The organism is Methylobacterium variabile (assembly GCF_001043975.1).
In the GTDB taxonomy this organism is placed as follows: domain Bacteria; phylum Pseudomonadota; class Alphaproteobacteria; order Rhizobiales; family Beijerinckiaceae; genus Methylobacterium; species Methylobacterium variabile.
This window is the reverse complement of record NZ_LABY01000127.1, coordinates 1-18,746: the sequence shown is the minus strand read 5'-3', so window position 1 is coordinate 18,746 and position 18,746 is coordinate 1. Positions and strand designations below refer to the sequence as shown.

The 18,746-nt window shown below is 71.7% G+C and carries 20 protein-coding genes; 12 read left to right on the top strand and 8 right to left on the bottom strand.

Translation table 11 applies throughout. The features are described 5' to 3' along the window. Both VQ02_RS18325 and VQ02_RS18320 read left to right on the top strand, forming a co-directional pair. Positions 1 to 1,311: ABC transporter substrate-binding protein (locus tag VQ02_RS18325; RefSeq protein WP_048445644.1), on the top strand; the 1,311-nt coding region annotated here is incomplete at its 5' end. A gap of 294 nt (positions 1,312 to 1,605) precedes the next feature. After that, on the top strand, positions 1,606 to 2,970 hold the full coding sequence (locus VQ02_RS18320) for an MFS family transporter (RefSeq protein ID WP_048445643.1): 1,365 nt from the start codon (positions 1,606 to 1,608) through the stop codon (positions 2,968 to 2,970). Positions 2,971 to 3,268: 298 nt separating this feature from the next. Here VQ02_RS18320 and msrP read toward each other — a convergent pair whose 3' ends face one another. Further along, entirely contained in the window at positions 3,269 to 4,243 is a 975-nt protein-coding gene (gene msrP / locus VQ02_RS18315) for a protein-methionine-sulfoxide reductase catalytic subunit MsrP (protein ID WP_048445642.1), read from the bottom strand. A 203-nt stretch (positions 4,244 to 4,446) separates the two neighbouring features. On the opposite strand from msrP, the gene VQ02_RS18310 reads away from it, so the two are divergent. The 5 genes from VQ02_RS18310 (at position 4,447) to VQ02_RS18290 (ending at position 7,328) form a co-directional block, all read left to right on the top strand. Then, positions 4,447 to 4,680 carry a hypothetical protein gene (locus tag VQ02_RS18310; RefSeq protein ID WP_048445641.1) on the top strand — a complete coding sequence of 78 codons (234 nt, stop codon included), beginning with the start codon at positions 4,447 to 4,449 and terminating at the stop codon, positions 4,678 to 4,680. A gap of 173 nt (positions 4,681 to 4,853) precedes the next feature. Continuing rightward, the gene (soxA, locus tag VQ02_RS18305) at positions 4,854 to 5,636 is read left to right on the top strand and encodes a sulfur oxidation c-type cytochrome SoxA (RefSeq protein ID WP_048445640.1); all 783 of its coding nucleotides are present in this window, start codon (positions 4,854 to 4,856) and stop codon (positions 5,634 to 5,636) included. Positions 5,637 to 5,689: 53 nt separating this feature from the next. Then, entirely contained in the window at positions 5,690 to 6,358 is a 669-nt protein-coding gene (gene nthA, locus VQ02_RS18300; RefSeq protein ID WP_048445639.1) for a nitrile hydratase subunit alpha, read from the top strand. Continuing rightward, a complete protein-coding gene (nthB, locus tag VQ02_RS18295) occupies positions 6,355 to 7,029 on the top strand; it encodes a nitrile hydratase subunit beta (protein WP_048445638.1) in 675 nt (224 codons plus the stop codon). The genes nthA and nthB overlap by 4 nt, the downstream gene beginning before the upstream one ends. Continuing rightward, positions 7,026 to 7,328, top strand: a complete 303-nt coding sequence (locus VQ02_RS18290) for a nitrile hydratase accessory protein (protein ID WP_048445637.1) — start codon at positions 7,026 to 7,028, stop codon at positions 7,326 to 7,328. Before nthB ends, VQ02_RS18290 begins: the two co-directional genes overlap by 4 nt. Positions 7,329 to 7,555: 227 nt before the next feature. On the opposite strand, the gene VQ02_RS18285 is transcribed toward VQ02_RS18290, so the two are convergent. The 4 genes from VQ02_RS18285 to VQ02_RS18270 all read right to left on the bottom strand — a co-directional run bounded on the left by VQ02_RS18285 (position 7,556) and on the right by VQ02_RS18270 (position 10,824). Further along, the gene (locus VQ02_RS18285) at positions 7,556 to 8,431 is read right to left on the bottom strand and encodes an NAD(P)-dependent oxidoreductase (protein WP_048445636.1); all 876 of its coding nucleotides are present in this window, start codon (positions 8,429 to 8,431) and stop codon (positions 7,556 to 7,558) included. 184 nt (positions 8,432 to 8,615) lie between these two features. Then, complete coding sequence (locus VQ02_RS18280) at positions 8,616 to 9,053, bottom strand: tellurite resistance TerB family protein (protein ID WP_048445635.1); 438 nt, start codon at positions 9,051 to 9,053, stop codon at positions 8,616 to 8,618. 244 nt (positions 9,054 to 9,297) lie between these two features. Continuing rightward, entirely contained in the window at positions 9,298 to 10,428 is a 1,131-nt protein-coding gene (locus VQ02_RS18275) for a zinc-dependent alcohol dehydrogenase family protein (protein WP_048445634.1), read from the bottom strand. 129 nt (positions 10,429 to 10,557) lie between these two features. After that, positions 10,558 to 10,824 carry a DUF1127 domain-containing protein gene (locus tag VQ02_RS18270; protein ID WP_245239776.1) on the bottom strand — a complete coding sequence of 89 codons (267 nt, stop codon included), beginning with the start codon at positions 10,822 to 10,824 and terminating at the stop codon, positions 10,558 to 10,560. 105 nt (positions 10,825 to 10,929) lie between these two features. Here VQ02_RS18270 and VQ02_RS18265 point away from each other — a divergent pair, with 105 nt between their 5' ends. The 3 genes from VQ02_RS18265 (at position 10,930) to VQ02_RS18255 (ending at position 14,161) form a co-directional block, all read left to right on the top strand. Then, positions 10,930 to 11,808, top strand: coding sequence for a LysR substrate-binding domain-containing protein (locus tag VQ02_RS18265; RefSeq protein WP_048445633.1), 879 nt, complete (start codon positions 10,930 to 10,932; stop codon positions 11,806 to 11,808). Positions 11,809 to 12,111: 303 nt separating this feature from the next. Further along, on the top strand, positions 12,112 to 13,374 hold the full coding sequence (locus VQ02_RS18260; RefSeq protein ID WP_209437032.1) for a porin: 1,263 nt from the start codon (positions 12,112 to 12,114) through the stop codon (positions 13,372 to 13,374). A gap of 151 nt (positions 13,375 to 13,525) precedes the next feature. Continuing rightward, positions 13,526 to 14,161 (top strand): LysE family translocator, encoded by a 636-nt coding sequence (locus VQ02_RS18255; protein WP_048445632.1) that lies wholly within the window; start codon positions 13,526 to 13,528, stop codon positions 14,159 to 14,161. 26 nt (positions 14,162 to 14,187) lie between these two features. Here the strand turns inward: VQ02_RS18255 and VQ02_RS18250 are convergent, their stop codons facing one another. The 3 genes from VQ02_RS18250 to VQ02_RS18240 form a co-directional block, all read right to left on the bottom strand. After that, the gene (locus tag VQ02_RS18250; RefSeq protein ID WP_048445631.1) at positions 14,188 to 14,685 is read right to left on the bottom strand and encodes a hypothetical protein; all 498 of its coding nucleotides are present in this window, start codon (positions 14,683 to 14,685) and stop codon (positions 14,188 to 14,190) included. Between the two features lie 10 nt (positions 14,686 to 14,695). Then, the gene (rlmN, locus tag VQ02_RS18245; protein ID WP_048445630.1) at positions 14,696 to 15,997 is read right to left on the bottom strand and encodes a dual-specificity RNA methyltransferase RlmN; all 1,302 of its coding nucleotides are present in this window, start codon (positions 15,995 to 15,997) and stop codon (positions 14,696 to 14,698) included. A gap of 317 nt (positions 15,998 to 16,314) precedes the next feature. Beyond that, a complete protein-coding gene (locus VQ02_RS18240) occupies positions 16,315 to 16,917 on the bottom strand; it encodes an invasion associated locus B family protein (RefSeq protein WP_048445629.1) in 603 nt (200 codons plus the stop codon). A gap of 173 nt (positions 16,918 to 17,090) precedes the next feature. Here VQ02_RS18240 and VQ02_RS18235 point away from each other — a divergent pair, with 173 nt between their 5' ends. After that, entirely contained in the window at positions 17,091 to 18,149 is a 1,059-nt protein-coding gene (locus tag VQ02_RS18235; RefSeq protein ID WP_048445628.1) for a phosphotransferase, read from the top strand. Between the two features lie 201 nt (positions 18,150 to 18,350). Then, positions 18,351 to 18,593 (top strand): hypothetical protein, encoded by a 243-nt coding sequence (locus VQ02_RS18230; protein ID WP_048445627.1) that lies wholly within the window; start codon positions 18,351 to 18,353, stop codon positions 18,591 to 18,593. The last annotated feature ends 153 nt before the right edge of the window (positions 18,594 to 18,746 follow it).

Below are 18,746 nucleotides of genomic sequence, written 5' to 3'. Positions count from 1 at the left end.
CCCCGCCCCGCCGCCGCGGCGGACGGGCTGCCGCTCACCGTGCTGACCCGGCGCAGCGGCCCGACGGCCGCCTCCGGCACCCCGGTGGCGAACGGGATCGCCGACTACCTGACGATGCTCAACCGGCGCGACGGCGGCATCGGCGGGGTCGCCCTCGACGTCGAGGGGGGCGAGACCGGCGGCGAGCTGCCCCGGGCCGTCGCCTGCTACGAGGCGGCCGTCGCCCGCGGCAGCGTCGCGGGCGTCCCCGGCAGCGCCGATGCGGCGCTGGCGCTGCTGCCGCGCCTGGCGGCGAACCGCACGCCCCTGGTCGCCGCCGGCGACGGGCCCGCCGTGATGGCCCGGGGCGACGCGCTGCCCTGGGCCTTCGCGCCGCCCGCCACGGTCTGGGACGCCCTCGGGGCAGCCCTCGCGCAGATCGCCCAGGGCGGCAGCGAGGAGAGCCCACAGGGCCGCAGCCTGGCCTACATGCACCGCGACAGCCCGGCCGGGCGCGAGCCGGTGCCGGTGCTGCGGGCGCTGGCGGCGGAGCTCGGCCTCGGCTTCCGCGCCTACGCCCTGCCCGACGAGGCCGGGGGCGAGGCGCCGGCCACCGACCCGTGGCGCACCGCCCGGGCGGCGGATCCCGACTTCGTCATCCTGGACGCGACGGCGGGGCTCGCCGGCACGCCCCTGCGGGACGCCGCGGCGGCGGGCTTCCCGCTCAACCGCGTCGTCACGGTCGGCTGGACCGGCGAGGACGACCTGCTGCGGCCGGCCCCCCGGGCCGAGTCGGGAACCCGGGACCTGACCGCCAAGGGCCTGCGCACCGTCACCTGGCACGCGCCCGGCGACAGCTTCCCGGCCTTCGACCAGATCGACCTCCTGGTGATCGATGCCGGGCTGTCCCGGACGCCGAAGGACGAGGGCGCCGGCCCGCTCTACAACCGCGGCGTCTATGCCGCGGTGATCCTCGCCGAGGGCATCCGCAACGCGCAAGCCCTCGCCGGGCGCCGACGCATCGACGGGTCCGAGATGCGCCGCGGGCTCGAGGCCATCAACCTCGACCCGGTGCGCTGGAAGGAGCTCGGCCTCGTCGGCTTCGCCCGCCGCCTGCGCCTGTCCTGCGCCGACCACAGCGGCCGCCGCCCGCTCACCGTGCAGGAATGGACCGGCGCGCGCTGGGTGCAGGTCGGCGACGAGATCGCGCCGCCGCGCGAGCGCCTGGGCCCGCACCTCGACGCCGCCGTCGCCGCCTATGCCGAGCGCGCCGCCGCCGAGACGGCCGCGCCGGGATCGAGGTCGCGGGAGGCCTGCCCGACCCCGCCGTGAGGCATCGCCGCGGGACTGCCGCGGTGTCGCGCAATATCAGTCGCGGTCCGTCCTGTTTCCGCAGCGTATCTGAGGCCGGTCCGTCGGATCGGATGTCTTTGTGGATGACCTTACGTCAGCGATCTACCCTTGGGGTCGCGGGCATGGAGGCCGGAAAAATACAGGACGGGCGCCGCGCGGGGCTGTACCCGAGCCCGCTCTTCTCTTAGTCCCTGCCCGGCGCGGCGCCCCACGGACCCTTCCGGCCACCCGCCGCCGACACCGCTCACCCCCGGGAGGAGACCTGAGGCCACGATGACAACCACTGCCCAGAGCCGGCCCGGGGCCGCGCGGCCCGACGCCGCCGACAGCCTCGCCTCGTCCAACCCGACCATCGCGGCCTACGACAACAAGGCCCGCATCAAGGCCATCATCGGCTCCTCGTCGGGCAACCTCGTCGAGTGGTACGACTTCTACGCCTACGCGTTCACGGCGATCTACTTCAAGGACGTGTTCTTCCCGGGCGCCGACCCGACGGTGCAGCTCATCAACACCGCGGCGGTCTTCGCCATCGGCTTCCTGATGCGGCCGATCGGCGGCTGGGTGTTCGGCCGCGTCGCCGACCGCTACGGCCGCAAGACCTCGATGCTGATCTCCGTGATGATGATGTGCGCCGGCTCGCTCGTCATCGCGATCCTGCCGACCTACGCGCAGATCGGCATCTTCGCGCCGATCCTGCTGCTGCTGGCCCGCATGGCGCAAGGGCTGTCGGTCGGCGGCGAGTACGGCACCTCGGCGACCTACATGAGCGAGGTGGCGCTGAAGGGGAAGCGCGGCTTCTACGGCTCGTTCCAGTACGTCACGCTAATCGGCGGCCAGCTCCTCGCCTCCCTCGTCGTGGTGCTGGTGACGCTCGGCCTCGACGACAAGGCGATGACCGCCTGGGGCTGGCGCATCCCGTTCTTCATCGGCGCCGGCGCCGCCGTGGTCGCCCTCTACCTGCGGCGCTCGCTGCACGAGACCTCGACCGCCGAGACCCGCACCTCGCGGGAGGCCGGCAGCATGGCCTCGATCTGGCGCAACCATCGCCGCGCCTTCCTCACCGTGCTCGGCTACACCGCCGGCGGCTCGCTGATCTTCTACACCTTCACCACGTACATGCAGAAGTACTTGGTGAACACCGCGCACATGGACAAGAAGACCGCCAACCTGGTGATGACGGCGGTGCTGTTCACCTACATGGTGGTGCAGCCGCTGTTCGGCATGTTCGCCGACCGGTTCGGCCGCAAGACCGCGATGCTGCTGTTCGGGGCCTCGACCACGCTGCTGACGGTGCCGCTGCTGCACGCGATCGGCGGCACGCAGAACCCGATCCTGGCCTACGGCCTGATCACCGCCGCCCTGCTCTGCGTCTCGTTCTACACCTCGATCAGCGGGCTCGTGAAAGCCGAGATGTTCCCGGCCGAGGTGCGGGCGCTCGGCGTCGGCCTGTCCTACGCCATCGCCAACGCGATCTTCGGCGGCTCGGCCGAGTTCGTGGCGCTGAAGTTCAAGGACTTCGGCTACGAGACCACCTTCTTCTGGTACGTGACGGCGATGTGCGCCATCGCGTTCCTGGTCTCGCTGCAGATGCCCGACAGCCGCCGCTCCGGCTACCTGCAGGGCGACGGGACCGCGTGAGGCGGCCCGCTGCGACGGAGGTTCGTCGCAGCCCGCCCCTGCCCCGTCCATCGCGTCTCCCGGGGCTCGCCGCAGGCGAGAGCCCTGGATCGCGATGGAGGCTACTCATCCAGCCGTGACAAGACTTCCGGAAGATCACTTCCGGAAGTCTTGTCACTAGCCCGCGCGGCGCTTGAGCGAAGCCGATTTTATGCATCGCGAAAGCGACCGCGCAGCGGTCGCCTGAAGCGATCGATCGGAAATCGTATGAGAGCCGAAGAGGCCGGCGCATCTCGAATGCGACGGCCTCTTTCCTGCTTCACGCGAACAGGCGCTCCTTCTCGAGCCCCTTGTACAGGTCGGCGACCTGCGCGCCATAGCCGTTGTAGATCAGGGTCGGCACACGCTCGTCGGTGCCGAGCACCCGCTCGCTGGCCTGGCTCCAGCGCGGATGCGGCACCGCCGGGTTGACGTTGGCCCAGAAGCCGTATTCCGAGGCCTGCAGGCCCTCCCAGAAGGTCTTCGGCCGCTCCGCCGTGAAGGTGATGCGGTTGATCGACTTCACCGACTTGAAGCCGTACTTCCACGGCACGGCGAGGCGCAGCGGCGCGCCGAACTGGTTGAGCAGCGGCTTGCCGTAGACGCCCGTCACCATGAAGGCGAGCTCGTTGTTGGCCTCGGCGAGGGTCAGGCCCTCGGTGTAGGGCCAAGGGTAGAAGAACGCCCGCTGGCCCGGCGCCATCGCCTTGTCGAGGAAGGTCTGCATCTGGATGTACTTGGCGTCGCCGGTGGGCTTGGCCAGCGCCACCAGGGCACTGAGCGGGAAGCCGGTCCACGGCACCGCCATCGACCACGCCTCGACGCAGCGGTGGCGGTAGAGCCGCTCCTCCAGCGCCATCTTGCGCACCAGGTCCTCGAAGCCGATCTCGAACGGCTTCTCCACCAGCCCATCGATCTTGATCGTCCAGGGCTGGACCTTCAGGGCGTTCGAGCCCGGGGTCACCGTCTTGTTGGTGCCGTACTCGTAGAAATTGTTGTAGTCGGCGCTGTAGCGCTCCGGCGTCACCGCGCGGTCGAGGGTGTAGGCCGGGTTCTGCTTGGCCGGGTAGAGGTCGGCGGTCTTCACCGCGCCCGTCCCCTCCCCCGGCACGGCCGCGAGCGCCGACCCGCCGGCCAGCGAGGCCGCGGCCATCCCGAGGCTGCCGCCGAGGAGCGCCCGGCGGTTGAGGAAGATCGATTCGGGCGTGGCGAGGCGCTCGGGCATCTCCCAGGCGCGCTTGACCTTGATGTGCATGGTGCGTCCCCTCGGGGCATGGCGTCTTGCAGCGGACATCGGGGCGAACGACGGGCGGCGCAAGTCACGGTTCAGCGAGGCCCGCGCCTCGGGTGCAGCGAGCCCAGGGCTTCGGGTGCAGCGAGGCTCGCCGAGGCGGGAACCCGCGCATGCAGCCACAGCTTGAGCGCAGACAGCGGCGCGGCACCGTGCGATAGAACCCCATGCCCGCGAAGAAGCCGAAACAAACCGCCTTCACCGTCGCCGTCTCGGCGGCCGACGACGGGGCCAGCGCCCCGGCCCTGCGGGTCTACGTCGCCATGGCGACCGATCCCCTGACGGCGGTGGCCGCCGTGCAGGCGGTGGCGCCGGAGGCGGCGGTGGAGCTGAGCGGCACCCTCTCGGATCGCCTCGCGGCCCGGCTCAAGCTGCGTCCGGGCGAGGTTCGGCCGATCTGACGCCCGGGTCGAGCTGCGCCAAGTGGTTCGACCTGCGCCCGGTCGACGGGACGTCCACATCGACGAGGCTCGACGTCCATCCCGGGGCCGCACAACGCGGACCGGCGTGCGGGCGGGCGTGCCGGCGTGTAGGCTCGCGGGCCCCGAGAGGAGCACTCCAGGATCACTCCCGCATGCGCGCATCGAGCCCGCGAACGCTCGGCAGCCTCGCCCTCGCGGTCCTGCTCGTCGGCACGGCCGCGGCGGACGGCATCCCGCCCGCCGAGCGCCGCTCCGGCTACGACCAGATGGCGCCCGAGACCCGCGCGATGCAAGCCGACGACACCGCCAATCCGGGCATGCTCTGGGTCCAGGACGGGGCGGACCTCTTCGCCCGGGCGCCCGCCCCCGGCGCCCCATCCTGCGCCGGCTGCCACGCGGAGGCGGCGATGCGCGGCGTCGCCGCCCGCTACCCGGCCTGGGACGAGGCGGCGGGCCGGCCGGTCGACCTCGAGGGCCGGATCAATCTCTGCCGCACCCGGCACCAGGCCGCGACGCCGCTGCCGCGGGAGGGGCACGATCTCCTCGCCCTCTCCGCCTACTTGGGCAACCTCTCCCGCGGGCTGCCGCTGGCACCCCCGGCCGATCCCCGCCTCGATCCCGCCCGGGCCGAGGGGCGGGCGCTGTTCACGCGGCCGCTGGGCCAGCTCCGATTCTCCTGCGCCGGCTGCCACGACGCCCAGTGGGGCCGGCGCCTCGGCGCCGCCACGATCCCGCAGGGCCATCCGAACGGCTACCCGCTCTACCGGCTCGAATGGCAGGACCTCGGCTCGCTGGAGCGACGCCTGCGCAACTGCCTCACCGGGATGCGGGCCGAGCCGTTCGCGGCCGGCGCCCCCGAGGCGGTGGCGCTGACCCTCTACCTGATGCAGCGCGCCGCGCCCTTGACCGTGGAGAGCCCGGCCGTGCGTCCGTGACGGTGGCGGTGTGAGCGCCTCCCGCGTATCCTCGCGGCTCCGGGAGGCCCTGCATGGCGCAAGACCACGATCACCACCACCACGCGCACCCTGGTGACGACCACGCGCACGACCACCCGCACGGCAGCGAACTGTCGCCGATGGAGCTGCGGGTGCGCGCCCTCGAATCGATCCTGGTCGAGAAGGGCTACATCGATCCGGCCGCCCTCGACACGCTGATCGAGACCTACGAGACCAAGGTCGGGCCGCATAACGGCGCCCGGGTGGTGGCGCGGGCCTGGGTCGACCCCGCCTTCAAGGCCCGGCTCCTCGCCGACGGCAGCGCGGCGATGCGCGAGCTCGAGGTCGGCGGGCGCGGCGGCGAGCACATGGTGGTGGTGGAGAACACGCCCGAGGAGCACAACCTCGTCGTCTGCACCCTGTGCTCCTGCTACCCCTGGCCGGTGCTCGGCCTGCCGCCGGTCTGGTACAAGGCGCCGCCCTACCGCTCCCGCGCCGTGATCGACCCGCGCGGCGTGCTCGCGGAGTTCGGCACGGTGCTGCCGGCCGAGACACGGATCCGGGTCTGGGATTCGACCGCGGAACTCCGCTACATGGTGCTGCCGATGCGCCCCCCCGGCACCGATCACCTCGACGAGGCGGCGCTCGCCGACCTCGTCACCCGCGATTCGATGATCGGCACCGGGCTCCCCTCGAGCCCCGACCAGGGGGCACGCGCATGAACGGCGGACAGGATCTCGGCGGCATGCAGGGCTTCGGCCCGCTGGGCCTCGAGGCGGACGAGCCCCGGTTCCACGCGCCCTGGGAGCGCCGGGTCTTCGCGATGGCGATGGCGATGGGCGCGACCGGCACCTGGAACCTCGACGCCAGCCGCGCCGCCCGCGAATCGCTGCCGCCCGGCGAGTACCTGACCTCCAGCTACTACCGGATCTGGTTCCGGGCCCTGGAGAAGCAGGTGCAGCAGCACGGCCTGGTCGAGGCCGGCGAGCTCGCCGCCGGCGCCGCGCTGGCACCCCCGGCCCCGGTCGCCCGGGTGCTGAAGGCCGAGGAGGTGGCGCCGCTCTTTGCCCGCGGCTTCCCGAGCGACCGCCCGGTGGCGACGCCCGCCCGGTTCGCGGTGGGCGACGAGGTGCGGGCCAAGGTCGTCAACCCGACCGGCCACACCCGCTTGCCGCGCTACGTCCGCGGCCGCACCGGCATCGTGGAGCGGATCCACGGCGGCTTCGTCTTCCCGGACACCAACGCGGCCCTCGCCGGCGAGGCGCCGCAATGGCTCTACACCGTGCGCTTCTCCGGCATCGAGCTGTGGGGCGAGGATGCCGAGCCGGGCCTCGCCGTCTCGGTCAACGCCTTCGAGAGCTACCTCGAGCCGGCCCGGAGCGCCGCCGCGTGAGCCGCCCGCCCGAGCCCCCGGTCTTCGCCGCCCCCTGGGAGGCGCAGACCTTCGCGCTGGTGGTATCGCTGCACGATGCCGGCCTGTTCACTTGGTCCGAATGGGCCGCCGCCCTGGGGCGATCCGGCCATCGCACGACGGATTACGCCCTGTGGCTGGAGACGATCGAGGCGCTGATCGCCGAACGGGGGCTGACCAGCGAGGCGGCCCTGGACGAGCGCCGCGCCGCCTTCGCCCGCGCCGCGGCGGCGACGCCGCACGGGCAGCCGATCCTGCTGGAGAACGATCCGGGGGCGTGAGGGCGAGTCACCGGGCGCGCACCTTGAAATCGCTCTCCCCTTTCCCGGGTGCATGCAGCGTCAGCGGAATGCGACCCGGGATCCAGCACAGGAACTCGCGAAGCGACCGCTTGTCCGCAACGGTGCTGGAAGCCGGGGCCGCTTCGCGGCGATTCTCTGTGCCGGATCCCGGATCTTCTTCCGTTTCGCTTCGGTCGTCCGGGAAAGGGCGGTGCGCCGAACAGGATCTAGCCCCGCCCCGCCCGCCGCATCGACGCGGTCGCCAGAGCCGCCAGATCCTTCTCCCCGTCGCCGTGGGCCAGGGCGTCGAGCAGGCTGTCCCTCAGCACGCTGGCGAGCGGCATCGGCACCCGGGCGGCCTCGGCCGCGGCGAGCGCCAGGCGCACATCCTTGGCGCCGAGGGCCAGCCCGAAGCCCGGCGGCTCGTAGCGGCCGGCGGCGATCGAGGCGCCGTAGTTCTTGTAGACGGGTGCGGCGAAGATCGTGTTCGTGAGGAGATCGAGGAGATCGGAGGCCGGGACCCCGTGCGCCGCGCCGAAGGCGGCGGCCTCGCCCATCGCCTCGACCGCCGCGACGATCATCATGTTGCCGGCGAGCTTGACGGCGTTGGCCCGGGCCGGCGCCTCGCCGAAGCGCCAGGTCTTCGCCCCCATCGCGTCGAGGAGCGGCTGCGCCCGGGCGATCGCCTCGTCCGGGCCGGCGGCCAGAATGTTGAGCTTGCCCATCTCCGCCACGTCGGGCCGGCCGAAGACCGGCGCCGAGACGTAGGCCACGCCCGCCCGGCCGTGGACCGCCGCCAGCTCCTCCGCGAGGGCGACCGAGATCGTGCTGGTGCCGAGATGGAGGCCGGGCCGCTCGGCCTGGTCGAGGAGGCCGCCCTCGACGATCACCGCGCGCAGGGCCGCGTCGTCGGCGAGCATCGTGACGGCGGCGTCGCCCCGGAAGGCCTCGGCCGGGCTCGCCACCGGCTCGGCGCCGTGGGCACGCAGGGCCTCGGCGGCCTCGGGCGAGCGGTTCCAGACCCGGACCCGGTGGCCGGCCCTCACGAGGTTGAGGGCCATCGGCCGGCCCATCCGGCCGAGCCCGAGAAATCCGACATCCATCGCGACATCCTCCCGCCGTCTCGAGACAGGGAGGAGATATGGCGGAGATCGCAGGCGTCAGGCCCTTATACCTTCGCGCTTTCGCATCGACACGTCGATGCGAAAGCGTCCGGCGCATGAGCGCCGGCGCCCGTTCGGGCTTAGCCCGCGCCGTCGAACGAGTCCGTTCGACGGCGCAGCGGTACTAGACGCCGAGCAGGGCCGCCTTCTCGACGCCGAGCACCTCGGCGATCTCGTCGAGGGCCTTGTGCTCCAGCGCGCTGATGCCGCCCTGGTCGGCGACGTCCGCGGCGATGAGGAAGACGTCCTGGCGCTGCTCCAGCGGCCGGTCGGCGATGGCGGCGACGAAGCGCAGGTTCTCGACCCGGCCGGCCCGGCTCTTCGCCCGGGCGATCGCCTCGTGCAGCTCCTGCTCCAGCTTCAGCACGCTGTAGGACTTCTGCAGGATCGGGTTGTTGCTGAGGTCCTGGAGCGCCGTCTCGATCTCCTCCTCGTCGATCTCCTGGTCGGCCAGGATCACGGCCGCCGCCGCCGAGCAGGCGGCGTGGAGGAAGGCGGTATCGCCGGCATAGGACATGACGACCCGGCCGAACCGGGAGAAGGCATCCTGAAACAGCCCCATGACACGTCCTTGAGACAATCCTTCGGGCACGGCGGCAAGCAGGCCGGGCCCTCATCGCGGCAGGTCCGCCATCGATGCATGGACGTCCCGCCGCGGGCAAGTGCAGCGCCGCACCGCGCGGCCGCCGCGGCGGTCGAGCGCGGAGATCCGTGCCGGAAAAACTCGGGGCGTGCTCCGTCCGACACGCTCCGATGACCGCGAACGCTGCGGCGCGGCCGCCGCGATCACGCAGCAATCGGCGCGCTCACATGGTGATGACCTGCCGGATCGCCTCGCCGCGGTCGAGGCGGTCGAAGCCCTCGTTGATCTGGTCGAGGGTCAGGGTGCCGGTCATCAGCTTGTTCACCGGCAGGCGGCCCTGGCGGTAGAGGGCGATGTAGCGCGGGATGTCCCGGGCCGGGACGCAGGAGCCCATGTAGCTGCCCCGCACCACCCGCTCCTCGCCGACGAGGCCGACCGGCGGCAGGGTGAAGGTGTGGTTCGGGTTGGCGAGGCCGGCGGTCGCCGTGGTGCCGCCGCGGCGGGTGATCCGGTAGGCGGTGTCGAAGGCCTTGACTGAGCCGGCCATCTCGAGGGCGTAGTCGACGCCGCCGTCGGTGGCGTCCCGGATCGCCGCCACGGCGTCCGGATCGGAGGCGAGAAACGTGTCGGTGGCCCCGAGCTCGCGGGCGACCCGCAGCTTGTCCTCCGACAGGTCGACGGCGACGATCCGCCCGGCCCCGCAGGCGACGGCGCCGATCAGCGCCGAGAGGCCGACGCCGCCCAGGCCCACCACCGCCACGCTCTGGCCCATGCGGACCTGGCAGGTGTTCACCACCGCGCCGACGCCGGTCATCACCGCGCACCCGAACAGGGCCGCCTCGGTGAGCGGCACTTCGGGGTCGATCTTCACGATCGAGCGGCGCGAGATCACCGCGTACTCGCCGAAGGCCGAGACGCCGCTGTGGTGGCTCACCTCGGCGCCGTCGCAGCGGATGCGCCTGGCGCCGGAGAGCAGCGTGCCGCGGCCGTTGGCGGCGTTGCCCGGCTCGCACAGGGCGCCGCGTCCCTCGCGGCAGGGCGCGCAGCCGCCGCAGGTCGGCACGAACGACATCACGACGTGGTCGCCGCGCTTGAGGTCGGTGACCCCGGGGCCGGGCTCCTCGACGATGCCGGAGGCCTCGTGGCCGAGGGCGACCGGCACCGGCCGCACCCGGTCGCCGTTGATGACCGAGAGGTCGGAGTGGCACAGGCCCGCGCCCGCGATCTTGACCAGCACCTCGTCCGGCCCCGGCGGGTCGAGCTCGATCGTCTCGATGGTGAGGGGCCGGGTCTCGGCGTAGGGGCGCGCGACGGGGGCGTGGTGCAGGATTGCGGCGCGGACGCGTAGGGACACGATTCATCCTCCCGGCGGGGCGTCTTCTGGCAGGCCCCGTGCGGGATCAGGCTGGCAGCGGTGCCGCGGCCGGTCAACCGGCCGCGGGCATAAGGACTGGTCCTCGCGCCGCCGGCAGGGATCGGCGCCCTACCCGGCGTCGTGCCCGCCGGCCTGCCAGAACGGGCGGCGCGCCTCGGCGAGGGCCTCCCCGCGGGTGAGGCCGATATCGGCCAGGGTCTCGTCGGTCATCGTGTACAGGTCCCGTTCGAGGCGCCGCCGGGCCGTCCAGCGCCCGAGCCAGCCCTTCAGGACCGCGACGCCAACGAGGCGCGGTTCGTGCGCGCAGCTCACGATCAGGTCCCGCGGACGGCCCGCGACGGGTTGCGTCGGGAACGAAATGACGATGGCGGCCACGACGTATCTCCTTCTGTCTCTGGCGCTCTCCTGCTACCCGGCACGGCCGCCACCGTATATTGAGTTCTTCACGGCGCTTCGTGCGCAAAGCTCACGGACTGCCCGATGCGTCACCTGCCTCCCCTCTCCGCCCTGCGCGCCTTCGAGGCCGCGGCGCGCCTCGGCTCGGTGACCCGGGCGGCGGACGAGCTCGGGCGCACCCACGGGGCGGTGTCGCGCCAGGTGCGGGCGCTGCAGGAGCATGCCGGCACCGTCCTGTTCGAGAAGGCCGGCACGGGCTTGCGGCTCACGCCCGCCGGCGAGGCGTTCCGGGTCGTGGTCGCGGGGGCGCTCGACCAGATCGAGCGGGGCTACCAGCGCCTGCGCGACGCCGGGCGCGGCCCGAACGTCCACCTCGCCTGCGGGGCGACCTTCGCGATGCGCTGGCTGGTGCCGCGGCTCTCGGGCTTCTACCGCGAGCGGCCGACGGTGCAGGTGCGGCTCTCGATGACCTCGGCCCGGGAGATCCGCGACGAGGGCGCCGACCTGGTGCTGAGCTGGGACCGGCTCGCCCACCCGATCCGCGACGAGGCGCGGGCGATCCGCCTCGGCGACGTGGCCTTCGGGGCGGTCTGCGCCCCCGGCTACCCGGTGCGGGCGCAGGACGGGCGGCTCGACGCCGAGACCCGGATCGGCCACGAGTACACGCCGCATTCCTGGCCGGCCTGGGAAGAGGCGGCGGGCTGGCGCGTCCAGGCGGGGCGGGACCTCGCCTTCCCGCATAACGGCCTGTGCATCGAGGCCGCCCTGTCCGGCCTCGGCGTCGCCCTGGTGGAGCGGCTCCTGGTGCGCGACGAGCTGGCGGCGGGCCGGCTCGTCGCGCCGTGCGGGTTCCGTCGCTTTCCCGGCGGCTTCGCGGCGCTGCCGGCGACGGACCGTCCGCTCTCCCCCGCCGCCGCGGCCTTCGTCGACTGGCTGCGGCGGACGCTGGACGCGGAGACGTGAGCCGTCGCCCGGTCGACGGCTGTCAACCCGGGTCTTCTGCCCCGGCACGAGCCAATTCTATCCTGGTCGCAGCAACCCGCGCCGACCTTCCGCAGCGCCATGGCGCCAGAGCAAAACCGCCTTCACACATCCGCCAAGTATCCGATTGCGTTGCGCGAAAGACACGGAGCAACAGACACCCACTCGTCAGGTCTTAAAATGCCTATTTTTTGAGCAAACGCACAAGAAAAGGTTTTGCCACGATGCGGCCACACTGCCAGCTTGGCCACAGTTGGCTTCCAGATGGATTCTCCTACCGTGGCAATGCGCTTCACCTTCAGCAGCCTGACCGTTGCCCTGCTGTCGTCCGGCTTCGCTCACGCCGCCGACCTGGCCGCCCCGGCCCCTGCTCCGGTGGCGGTTGTCGAGCGCTGCAAGGCGACCCTGTCGCTGCCGGCCTATGGCGGCTTCATCAAGCCGAACCCGAACCCGTCCTGCTTCACGCTCGGCGGCTTCGGCGACATCTATGTCGGCGGCGCGATCACCGGCTACGCCTACACCCAGACCAACCCGTTCCCCTACGCGCTGCCCGGCTCGACGCTTCCGACCGACCGCGGCAGCCGCGTCGACTTCACCAACATCCAGGGCTGGGTCCAGAAGGCCGACGGGCCGTTCCAGTTCTACGTCCAGGCCGGCGCCTACGCGATCCCGGCGCTCGGCTTCATCAATCTCAGCGCCCTCGACCAGACCGACCTGCTGTTCACGCCGCTCCCGGTGGCCTTCGGCAAGTTCGTGATCAACGACAACTGGTCGATCCAGGGCGGCCGGATGCCGACGCTGATCGGCACCGAGGCGCCGTTCACCTTCCAGAACTTCAACATCTCCCGCGGCCTGCTGTTCAACCAGGAGAACATCATCAACCACGGCGTGCAGGTGAACTACAGCGACGGCCCGTGGTCGGCGTCGGTGGCCGGCACCGACGGATTCTTCTCCGGCAAGCTCAGCTGGTTCACCGGCGCCATCACCTACAAGCTGGACGACAACAACAGCTTCGGCATCAACGGCGGCCTCAACCTCGATCGCACCGACGTGCTGTCGCGCAGCGTGCGCTACTCGTTCGCGACACCGCTCTTCCAGCAGAACAGCGGCATCCTGTCGATCAACTACACGTACTCGAACGGGCCGTGGACCATCACGCCCTACTTCCAGTACACGAACGTCGCGCGCGACTTCAAGATCGGCATCGTCGAGGGCGCCTCGACCTACGGCGGCGCGGTGCTGGCGAACTACGCCTTCACCGACAACTTCGCCCTGGCCGGCCGCGTCGAGTACATCACCCAGACCGGCGACAGGTTCTCGGGCCTCACCAGCCTGCTCTACGGCCCGGGCAGCTCCGCCCTGTCCTTCACGATCACCCCGACCTTCACCTTCGACCGCTACTTCGTGCGCGCCGAGTACTCGCGGGTGCAGCTCTACGACACCGTCCGCGGCGACCTGACCGCCGGCACGATCGGCAGCGGCTTCGGCCGCACCGGCAACCGCACCTCGCAGGACCGCTACATGATCGAGGGCGGCATCACCTTCTGACGCCACCCCGATCACCGGCGTCGTCCGCGCCCGCCCGGCCTCCCCCCGGGCGGGCGCACCCCGTTTCAGGGGCACTCGCGGGGCTTCAGCCCGGCTTGCGCCGGGCCTCGGGGCGGGTACAGACCGGGACAGCCTCCCGCGGAGCCGCCCGATGAGCTTCCTTCCTGACACCCCGACGCTGCTCGCCTACCTCGCCGCCTGCCTGGTGCTGTTCGTCACGCCCGGTCCCGACATGAGCCTGACGCTCGCCCGTACCATCGGGTCGGGACGGCGCGCCGGGATCGTGACGGTGCTGGGAACCAGCCTCGGCACCCTGATCCACACGCTCGCGGCGGTGCTCGGCATCTCGGCGGTGATCGCGGCCTCCGCCACCGCCTTCACGGTGCTGAAGGTGGTGGGCGCGCTCTACCTCGCCTGGCTCGCCATCGACGCCGTTCGCCGGGGCTCGGCCCTCACGGTGCGGGCCGAGACGGTGCGGGGCGGCCTGTGGCGCACCTTCTGCCTCGGCCTCGGCGTGAACCTCACCAACCCCAAGGTGGTGCTGTTCTTCCTCACCTTCCTGCCGCAATTCGTGCGGGCGGACGCCCCCGACCCGACCGGCCAGCTCGCCTTCCTGGGCCTCGTCTTCGTGGCCCTGTCGCTGCCGCTGGGCATCCTGCTGGTGCTCGGCGCGGCCCGCATCACCGGCTCGCTCCAGGCCCGCCCCCGGCTGATGCGGGGGATCGACTGGCTGTTCGCCGGGCTGTTCGGGACCTTCGCGGCCCGCATCCTGCTCACGGCGCGCTGATCCCCACCCGGCCAGCTAAACAGCTGCTAACGGCGCGGCGCGGCCCACATCGTCGCCGGACCGCGCCCGGCGAACCGTCCGGCGGCGAACCAGTAGACCAGGCCGGCGACGCCGCCGACGCAGAACAGCAGGGCCGTCACCCGGCCCTCCCCCGCCCCGACCGGCCCGCCGGCGCCGCGCATCAGCCAGGGCAGCAGGGCGGTGAGGAGGCCGGTGGCCCCGCCGTACCAGGCAAGCGCCCGCCACCCCAGCACCTCGCCGACCAGGGCGTTGAGGGCCGGCGGTACCGCGACGAGGAGCAGGATCGCCCGCCCGAGGTCCAGAGCCGCCTCGACCATGCCGGGATCCGGGGCGTAGCCCTCCGCCAGGTCCGACAGCACCGCCTCGAGGCCCGAGAGACCAAGGGTCCCGAGAAGGTCGCGCAGCACCGGATCCATGACGACGCCGATCCCGAGGGCGAGGGCGCCGCAGGCGATCGCCATCAGCACGGCGACGGCGACGGCGAGGAGACGGCCGAGGGACATCAATCGGACATCAATCGTCGTGGGCGGCGGCGTAGACGCCCTCGGCGCCGATGCCCTCTTCCAGCATCAGGCGGGCGCGGGCGCGCAGCTTCTCGGTCTCGCTCTTGAGCTGGCCGCAGGCCGCCAGGATGTCCCGGCCGCGGGGCGTGCGCACCGGCGAGGCGTAGCCGGCGTTGAACACGATCTCGGAGAAGCGCTCGATCCGCTCCCAGTCCGAGCACTCGTACTTTGAGCCCGGCCAGGGGTTGAACGGGATCAGGTTGATCTTGGCCGGGATGCCCTTGAGCAGGCGCACCAGCTCCTTCGCCTCGGCGTCCGAATCGTTGACGCCCTTGAGCATCACGTACTCGAAGGTGATGCGGCGGGCATTCGACACGCCCGGATAGTCGCGGCAGGCCTGGAGCAGCTCGCGGATCGGGTACTTGCGGTTGAGCGGCACCAGCTCGTTGCGCAGGTCGTCGCGCACGGCGTGCAGCGAGATCGCCAGCATCGCGTTCGCCTCGAGGCCGAGGCGCTCGAATTGCGGCACCACGCCGGAGGTTGAGACGGTGATGCGCCGGCGCGAGAGGCCGAGGCCCTCGTTGTCGCTCATCACGCCGACCGCGTCGATGACGTTGTCGACGTTGTAGAGCGGCTCGCCCATGCCCATGAAGACGATGTTCGACACGAAGCGCGAGCCGTCGACCGGCACGAAGGCGCCCTTCGGCGGCGTCTGCCCCGGCCAGTCGCCGAGGCGGTCGCGGGCGACGACGAGCTGGGAGACGATCTCCTGGGTCGAGAGGTTGCGTACCAGGCGTTGCGTGCCGGTGTGGCAGAACGAGCAGGTCAGGGTGCAGCCGACCTGGGACGAGACGCAGAGAGTGCCGCGGTCGTTGGCCGGGATGTAGACGCACTCGATCTCGGCGCCGCGGTTGTGGTCGTGCCGGCCGGTGGGCGGCATGCGGATGAGCCACTTGCGGGTGCCGTCGCGCGACACCTGCTCGCTCACCACCTCGGGCCGGTCGAGGGTGTGGATTCCGGCGAGCTGGCCTTTCAGCACCTTGCTGACGTTGGTCATCTCGTCGAAGGATGCGGCACCCCGCACGTTGATCCAGTGCCAGAGCTGGCCGGCGCGCATGCGCTGCTCGCGCTCGGGCACGCCGAGGGCGGCGAGGCGCCCCTTGAGGGTCTCCCGGGTCAGGCCGACGAGGGAGGTCGGGCCGGTCGCCTCCAGCGCCTCGGGACGGATATCGGGCGTCTTCTCGATTGCCGGGGCTTGTGCTGCTAGGGCGCCATTCCCGCGCCGGGCGGTGTCGAACGACGCCGTCGCCATGGTATTACAGACCTTCGAATGAAGCGGATGAGGGCCGCATATAGGGGTATTCGGGCCGGAACGCGATGGGGCGGCGGGAAATACCCTGAAGACAGAGGATGTCCGGGGACAAGAAGAGGCACGGATCTCCTCCTCTCCCCGCGGGCGGGGAGAGGAGGAGATCCGCCGTTCAGGGGGAACAGCAAGCCGCGAACCGCAGGTTCGCCGCGAGGGTGAGGGGGTGTCCGGAGGAGCCTCTTCCGGCACCTCACCCTCACCTCCCCCGCCCGCGGGGGAGAGGAGACACCTGCTCCCTCGCTTGCCAAGCTGATCGTCCGTTACTTGCACTCCTCGCGGGTGCGCTTCATCGCCTCGCCGAAGCCGTCGAGGGCGTACTCGTCGGTGGAGGCGTTGCCGCGCTGCGAGACGGCCTTGATGACGACCTTCTTGCCCCGGCCCATCTCGGCGACGACCTTGTTCTCGTCGGCCGGGTTCTGGACCCAGGCGTTGGTGCCCTTCACCACCAGGGCGTAGCGGGCCGAGCCGATCGCCAGGCTGGGATCGGAGGCCGAGGCGGCCGGCGTCGGCACGGCGCCGTTCGCCGCGGCGGTGGTGGTGGCCTGCGTGCTGCCGGGCTTGGGCGCGAAGCCCAGCATCACGGCAACCTCGTTGTTCACCTTCTCGCCCTTGCGCACGGTGACGAACAGGTAGGCCGGGTCGCGCTTCAGGCTCTTGGGCAGGCGCACCTGCGGCTGGCTGATGGCGTAGCAGATGCGCGCCCTGCCCTCGCCGGCGGCGAAGACGTTCCAGTCGCCGAAGGTGCCCACGGGGCTGGCCTGGAGGCTCGGAGGAGCGGCTTCTGCCTTGGGCTTGGGCTTGGCGGCGGCCGGCAGGACGAGGGCCAACAGGCCGGCGGCGGCGAGGAGATGTGCGCGAATCATGCGGGCACTCTAATCAGGGGTGGCGCGCTTGCCCACCCGATTGCCGGAAAATGCGGCGAAATCAGTGGGCTACACCGCCGCTCGGTCGAATTGCTGCGGTGCAGGAATGACCCCGTCCCTCGCCTGGGGCATGGTCCCGACCGGAAACGCGCGAGAGAGGCCGCGAAGGTCGCATGACTGCCCAGTCCCCGTCTGCCCTGCCCGAAACCATCCCGGTGCGGGAGGCCCACCGCTTCCCCACCGAGGCGCTGGAGGCGTTCCTGGCCGAGCAGGGGCTGGGGGCCTTGCGCGAGCTGCGGCAGATGCGCGGCGGGCAATCCAACCCGACCTTCCTGGTCATGGCCGAGGCCGGCGAGTACGTCCTGCGCAAGCAGCCGCCGGGCAAGCTCCTGCCCTCCGCCCACGCGGTCGACCGGGAGTTCCGGGTGCTGCAGGCGCTCTCGCGCACCGACGTACCGGTGCCGCAGGCGGTGGCCTATTGCGCCGACCCGGCGGTGATCGGCACGCCGTTCTACCTGATGGAGCGGCTACACGGCCGGGTGTTCTGGGATCCGACGCTGCCGGAGCTGCCGCGCGAGGAGCGGGCGCCGATCTACTACGGCATGAACGAGGCCCTGGCGCGCCTGCACCTCGTCGACCCAGCGGCGATCGGGCTCGCCGATTTCGGCCGCGCCGGCAACTACTTCCAGCGCCAGACCGAGCGCTGGTCGAAGCAGTGGGCCGCCTCGAAGACCCGCGAGAACCCGGCGATCGACCGCCTCGCCGAGTGGCTGCCGGCCCACATGCCGCCGGACGACGGCGAGACCCGGATCTGCCACGGCGATTTCCGCCTCGACAACATGATCTTCCATCCGACCGAGCCGCGGGTGATCGGCATCATCGACTGGGAGCTCGCGACGCTCGGCCATCCGCTCGCCGATCTCGGCTACAACTGCATCGCCTACAACACCGACCCGACCGCCTATCGCGGCATGCTCGGGCGCGACCTTCAGGCCCTCGGCATCCCGAGCCAGGACGAGTACGTGCGCCGCTACTGCGAGCGCACCGGGCGCCGGGACGGCATCACGCCGTTCCACGTCGCCTTCGCGCTGTTCCGCCTGGCGGTGATCCTCGAGGGCGTGCTCGCCCGCTCGAAGGCGGGCAACGCCTCGAGCGACGAGGCGAGCCAGAAGGGCGCGCTCGGCATCGCGCTCGCCGAGCGGGGCTGGGAGCTGGCGCAGAGTCAGGCTTGACGGAAGGCGTCCCGCCAAGTTACGCCCTGATCCTCAGCAGAAGGACGGCAGACGATGGTTCGCGCGCTCGCATATCCGGGGTTCCCCACGCGGTGACGTGAGCGCACGCTTCTTGTCTGCATGCAACCCCGACGGCGCGAGCCCTCGGGGTTTTTCTTTGCCCGGATTCGGCTGCTGTGTGTTCGCAGAAGAGGAAAGGTCATGACCACGCACTACGTCCAGTGCGAGCTGTCCCGCCATCGGCTCGTGCACGTCACGAAACAAGTCACCTGGCTGCCGGAGCGCTTCGCCCGCGTGGGCGGATACGTGAAGCTGAAGGAAGAGGGCGGCTGGCAGGACGGGTGGCGGGTCACCGCGGCCTATCCGGAAGCGCGGCTCAGCCACGAGGTGCTGATGGAGCGCAGCCAGGACTACAAGCGCACCCGCGCCGCCTCGGACATCTGACCGTCTGGGCGGGCCGTCGCAGGACGGCCCGTCACTCACATCCCGGCCGTGCCGTCCTCGCGCTCCCGGCGCCGCCGCAGGCGGGTGACGCCGTAGATCGTCGCGAGCCGCAGGCGGGCGGAGCGGACCGGAGGGGCGCTGCGCTCCGCGGGG

Bases quoted from the DNA above. Each gene is read 5' to 3' on its own strand.
- VQ02_RS18320 (WP_048445643.1), top strand. From the start codon at position 1,606: ATGACAACCACTGCCCAGAGCCGGCCCGGGGCCGCGCGGCCCGACGCC.
- msrP (WP_048445642.1), bottom strand. From the start codon at position 4,243: ATGCACATCAAGGTCAAGCGCGCCTGGGAGATGCCCGAGCGCCTCGCC.
- VQ02_RS18310 (WP_048445641.1), top strand. From the start codon at position 4,447: ATGCCCGCGAAGAAGCCGAAACAAACCGCCTTCACCGTCGCCGTCTCG.
- soxA (WP_048445640.1), top strand. From the start codon at position 4,854: ATGCGCGCATCGAGCCCGCGAACGCTCGGCAGCCTCGCCCTCGCGGTC.
- nthA (WP_048445639.1), top strand. From the start codon at position 5,690: ATGGCGCAAGACCACGATCACCACCACCACGCGCACCCTGGTGACGAC.
- nthB (WP_048445638.1), top strand. From the start codon at position 6,355: ATGAACGGCGGACAGGATCTCGGCGGCATGCAGGGCTTCGGCCCGCTG.
- VQ02_RS18285 (WP_048445636.1), bottom strand. From the start codon at position 8,431: ATGGATGTCGGATTTCTCGGGCTCGGCCGGATGGGCCGGCCGATGGCC.
- VQ02_RS18280 (WP_048445635.1), bottom strand. From the start codon at position 9,053: ATGGGGCTGTTTCAGGATGCCTTCTCCCGGTTCGGCCGGGTCGTCATG.
- VQ02_RS18265 (WP_048445633.1), top strand. From the start codon at position 10,930: ATGCGTCACCTGCCTCCCCTCTCCGCCCTGCGCGCCTTCGAGGCCGCG.
- VQ02_RS18260 (WP_209437032.1), top strand. From the start codon at position 12,112: ATGCGCTTCACCTTCAGCAGCCTGACCGTTGCCCTGCTGTCGTCCGGC.
- VQ02_RS18255 (WP_048445632.1), top strand. From the start codon at position 13,526: ATGAGCTTCCTTCCTGACACCCCGACGCTGCTCGCCTACCTCGCCGCC.
- VQ02_RS18250 (WP_048445631.1), bottom strand. From the start codon at position 14,685: ATGTCCCTCGGCCGTCTCCTCGCCGTCGCCGTCGCCGTGCTGATGGCG.
- rlmN (WP_048445630.1), bottom strand. From the start codon at position 15,997: ATGGCGACGGCGTCGTTCGACACCGCCCGGCGCGGGAATGGCGCCCTA.
- VQ02_RS18240 (WP_048445629.1), bottom strand. From the start codon at position 16,917: ATGATTCGCGCACATCTCCTCGCCGCCGCCGGCCTGTTGGCCCTCGTC.
- VQ02_RS18235 (WP_048445628.1), top strand. From the start codon at position 17,091: ATGACTGCCCAGTCCCCGTCTGCCCTGCCCGAAACCATCCCGGTGCGG.
- VQ02_RS18230 (WP_048445627.1), top strand. From the start codon at position 18,351: ATGACCACGCACTACGTCCAGTGCGAGCTGTCCCGCCATCGGCTCGTG.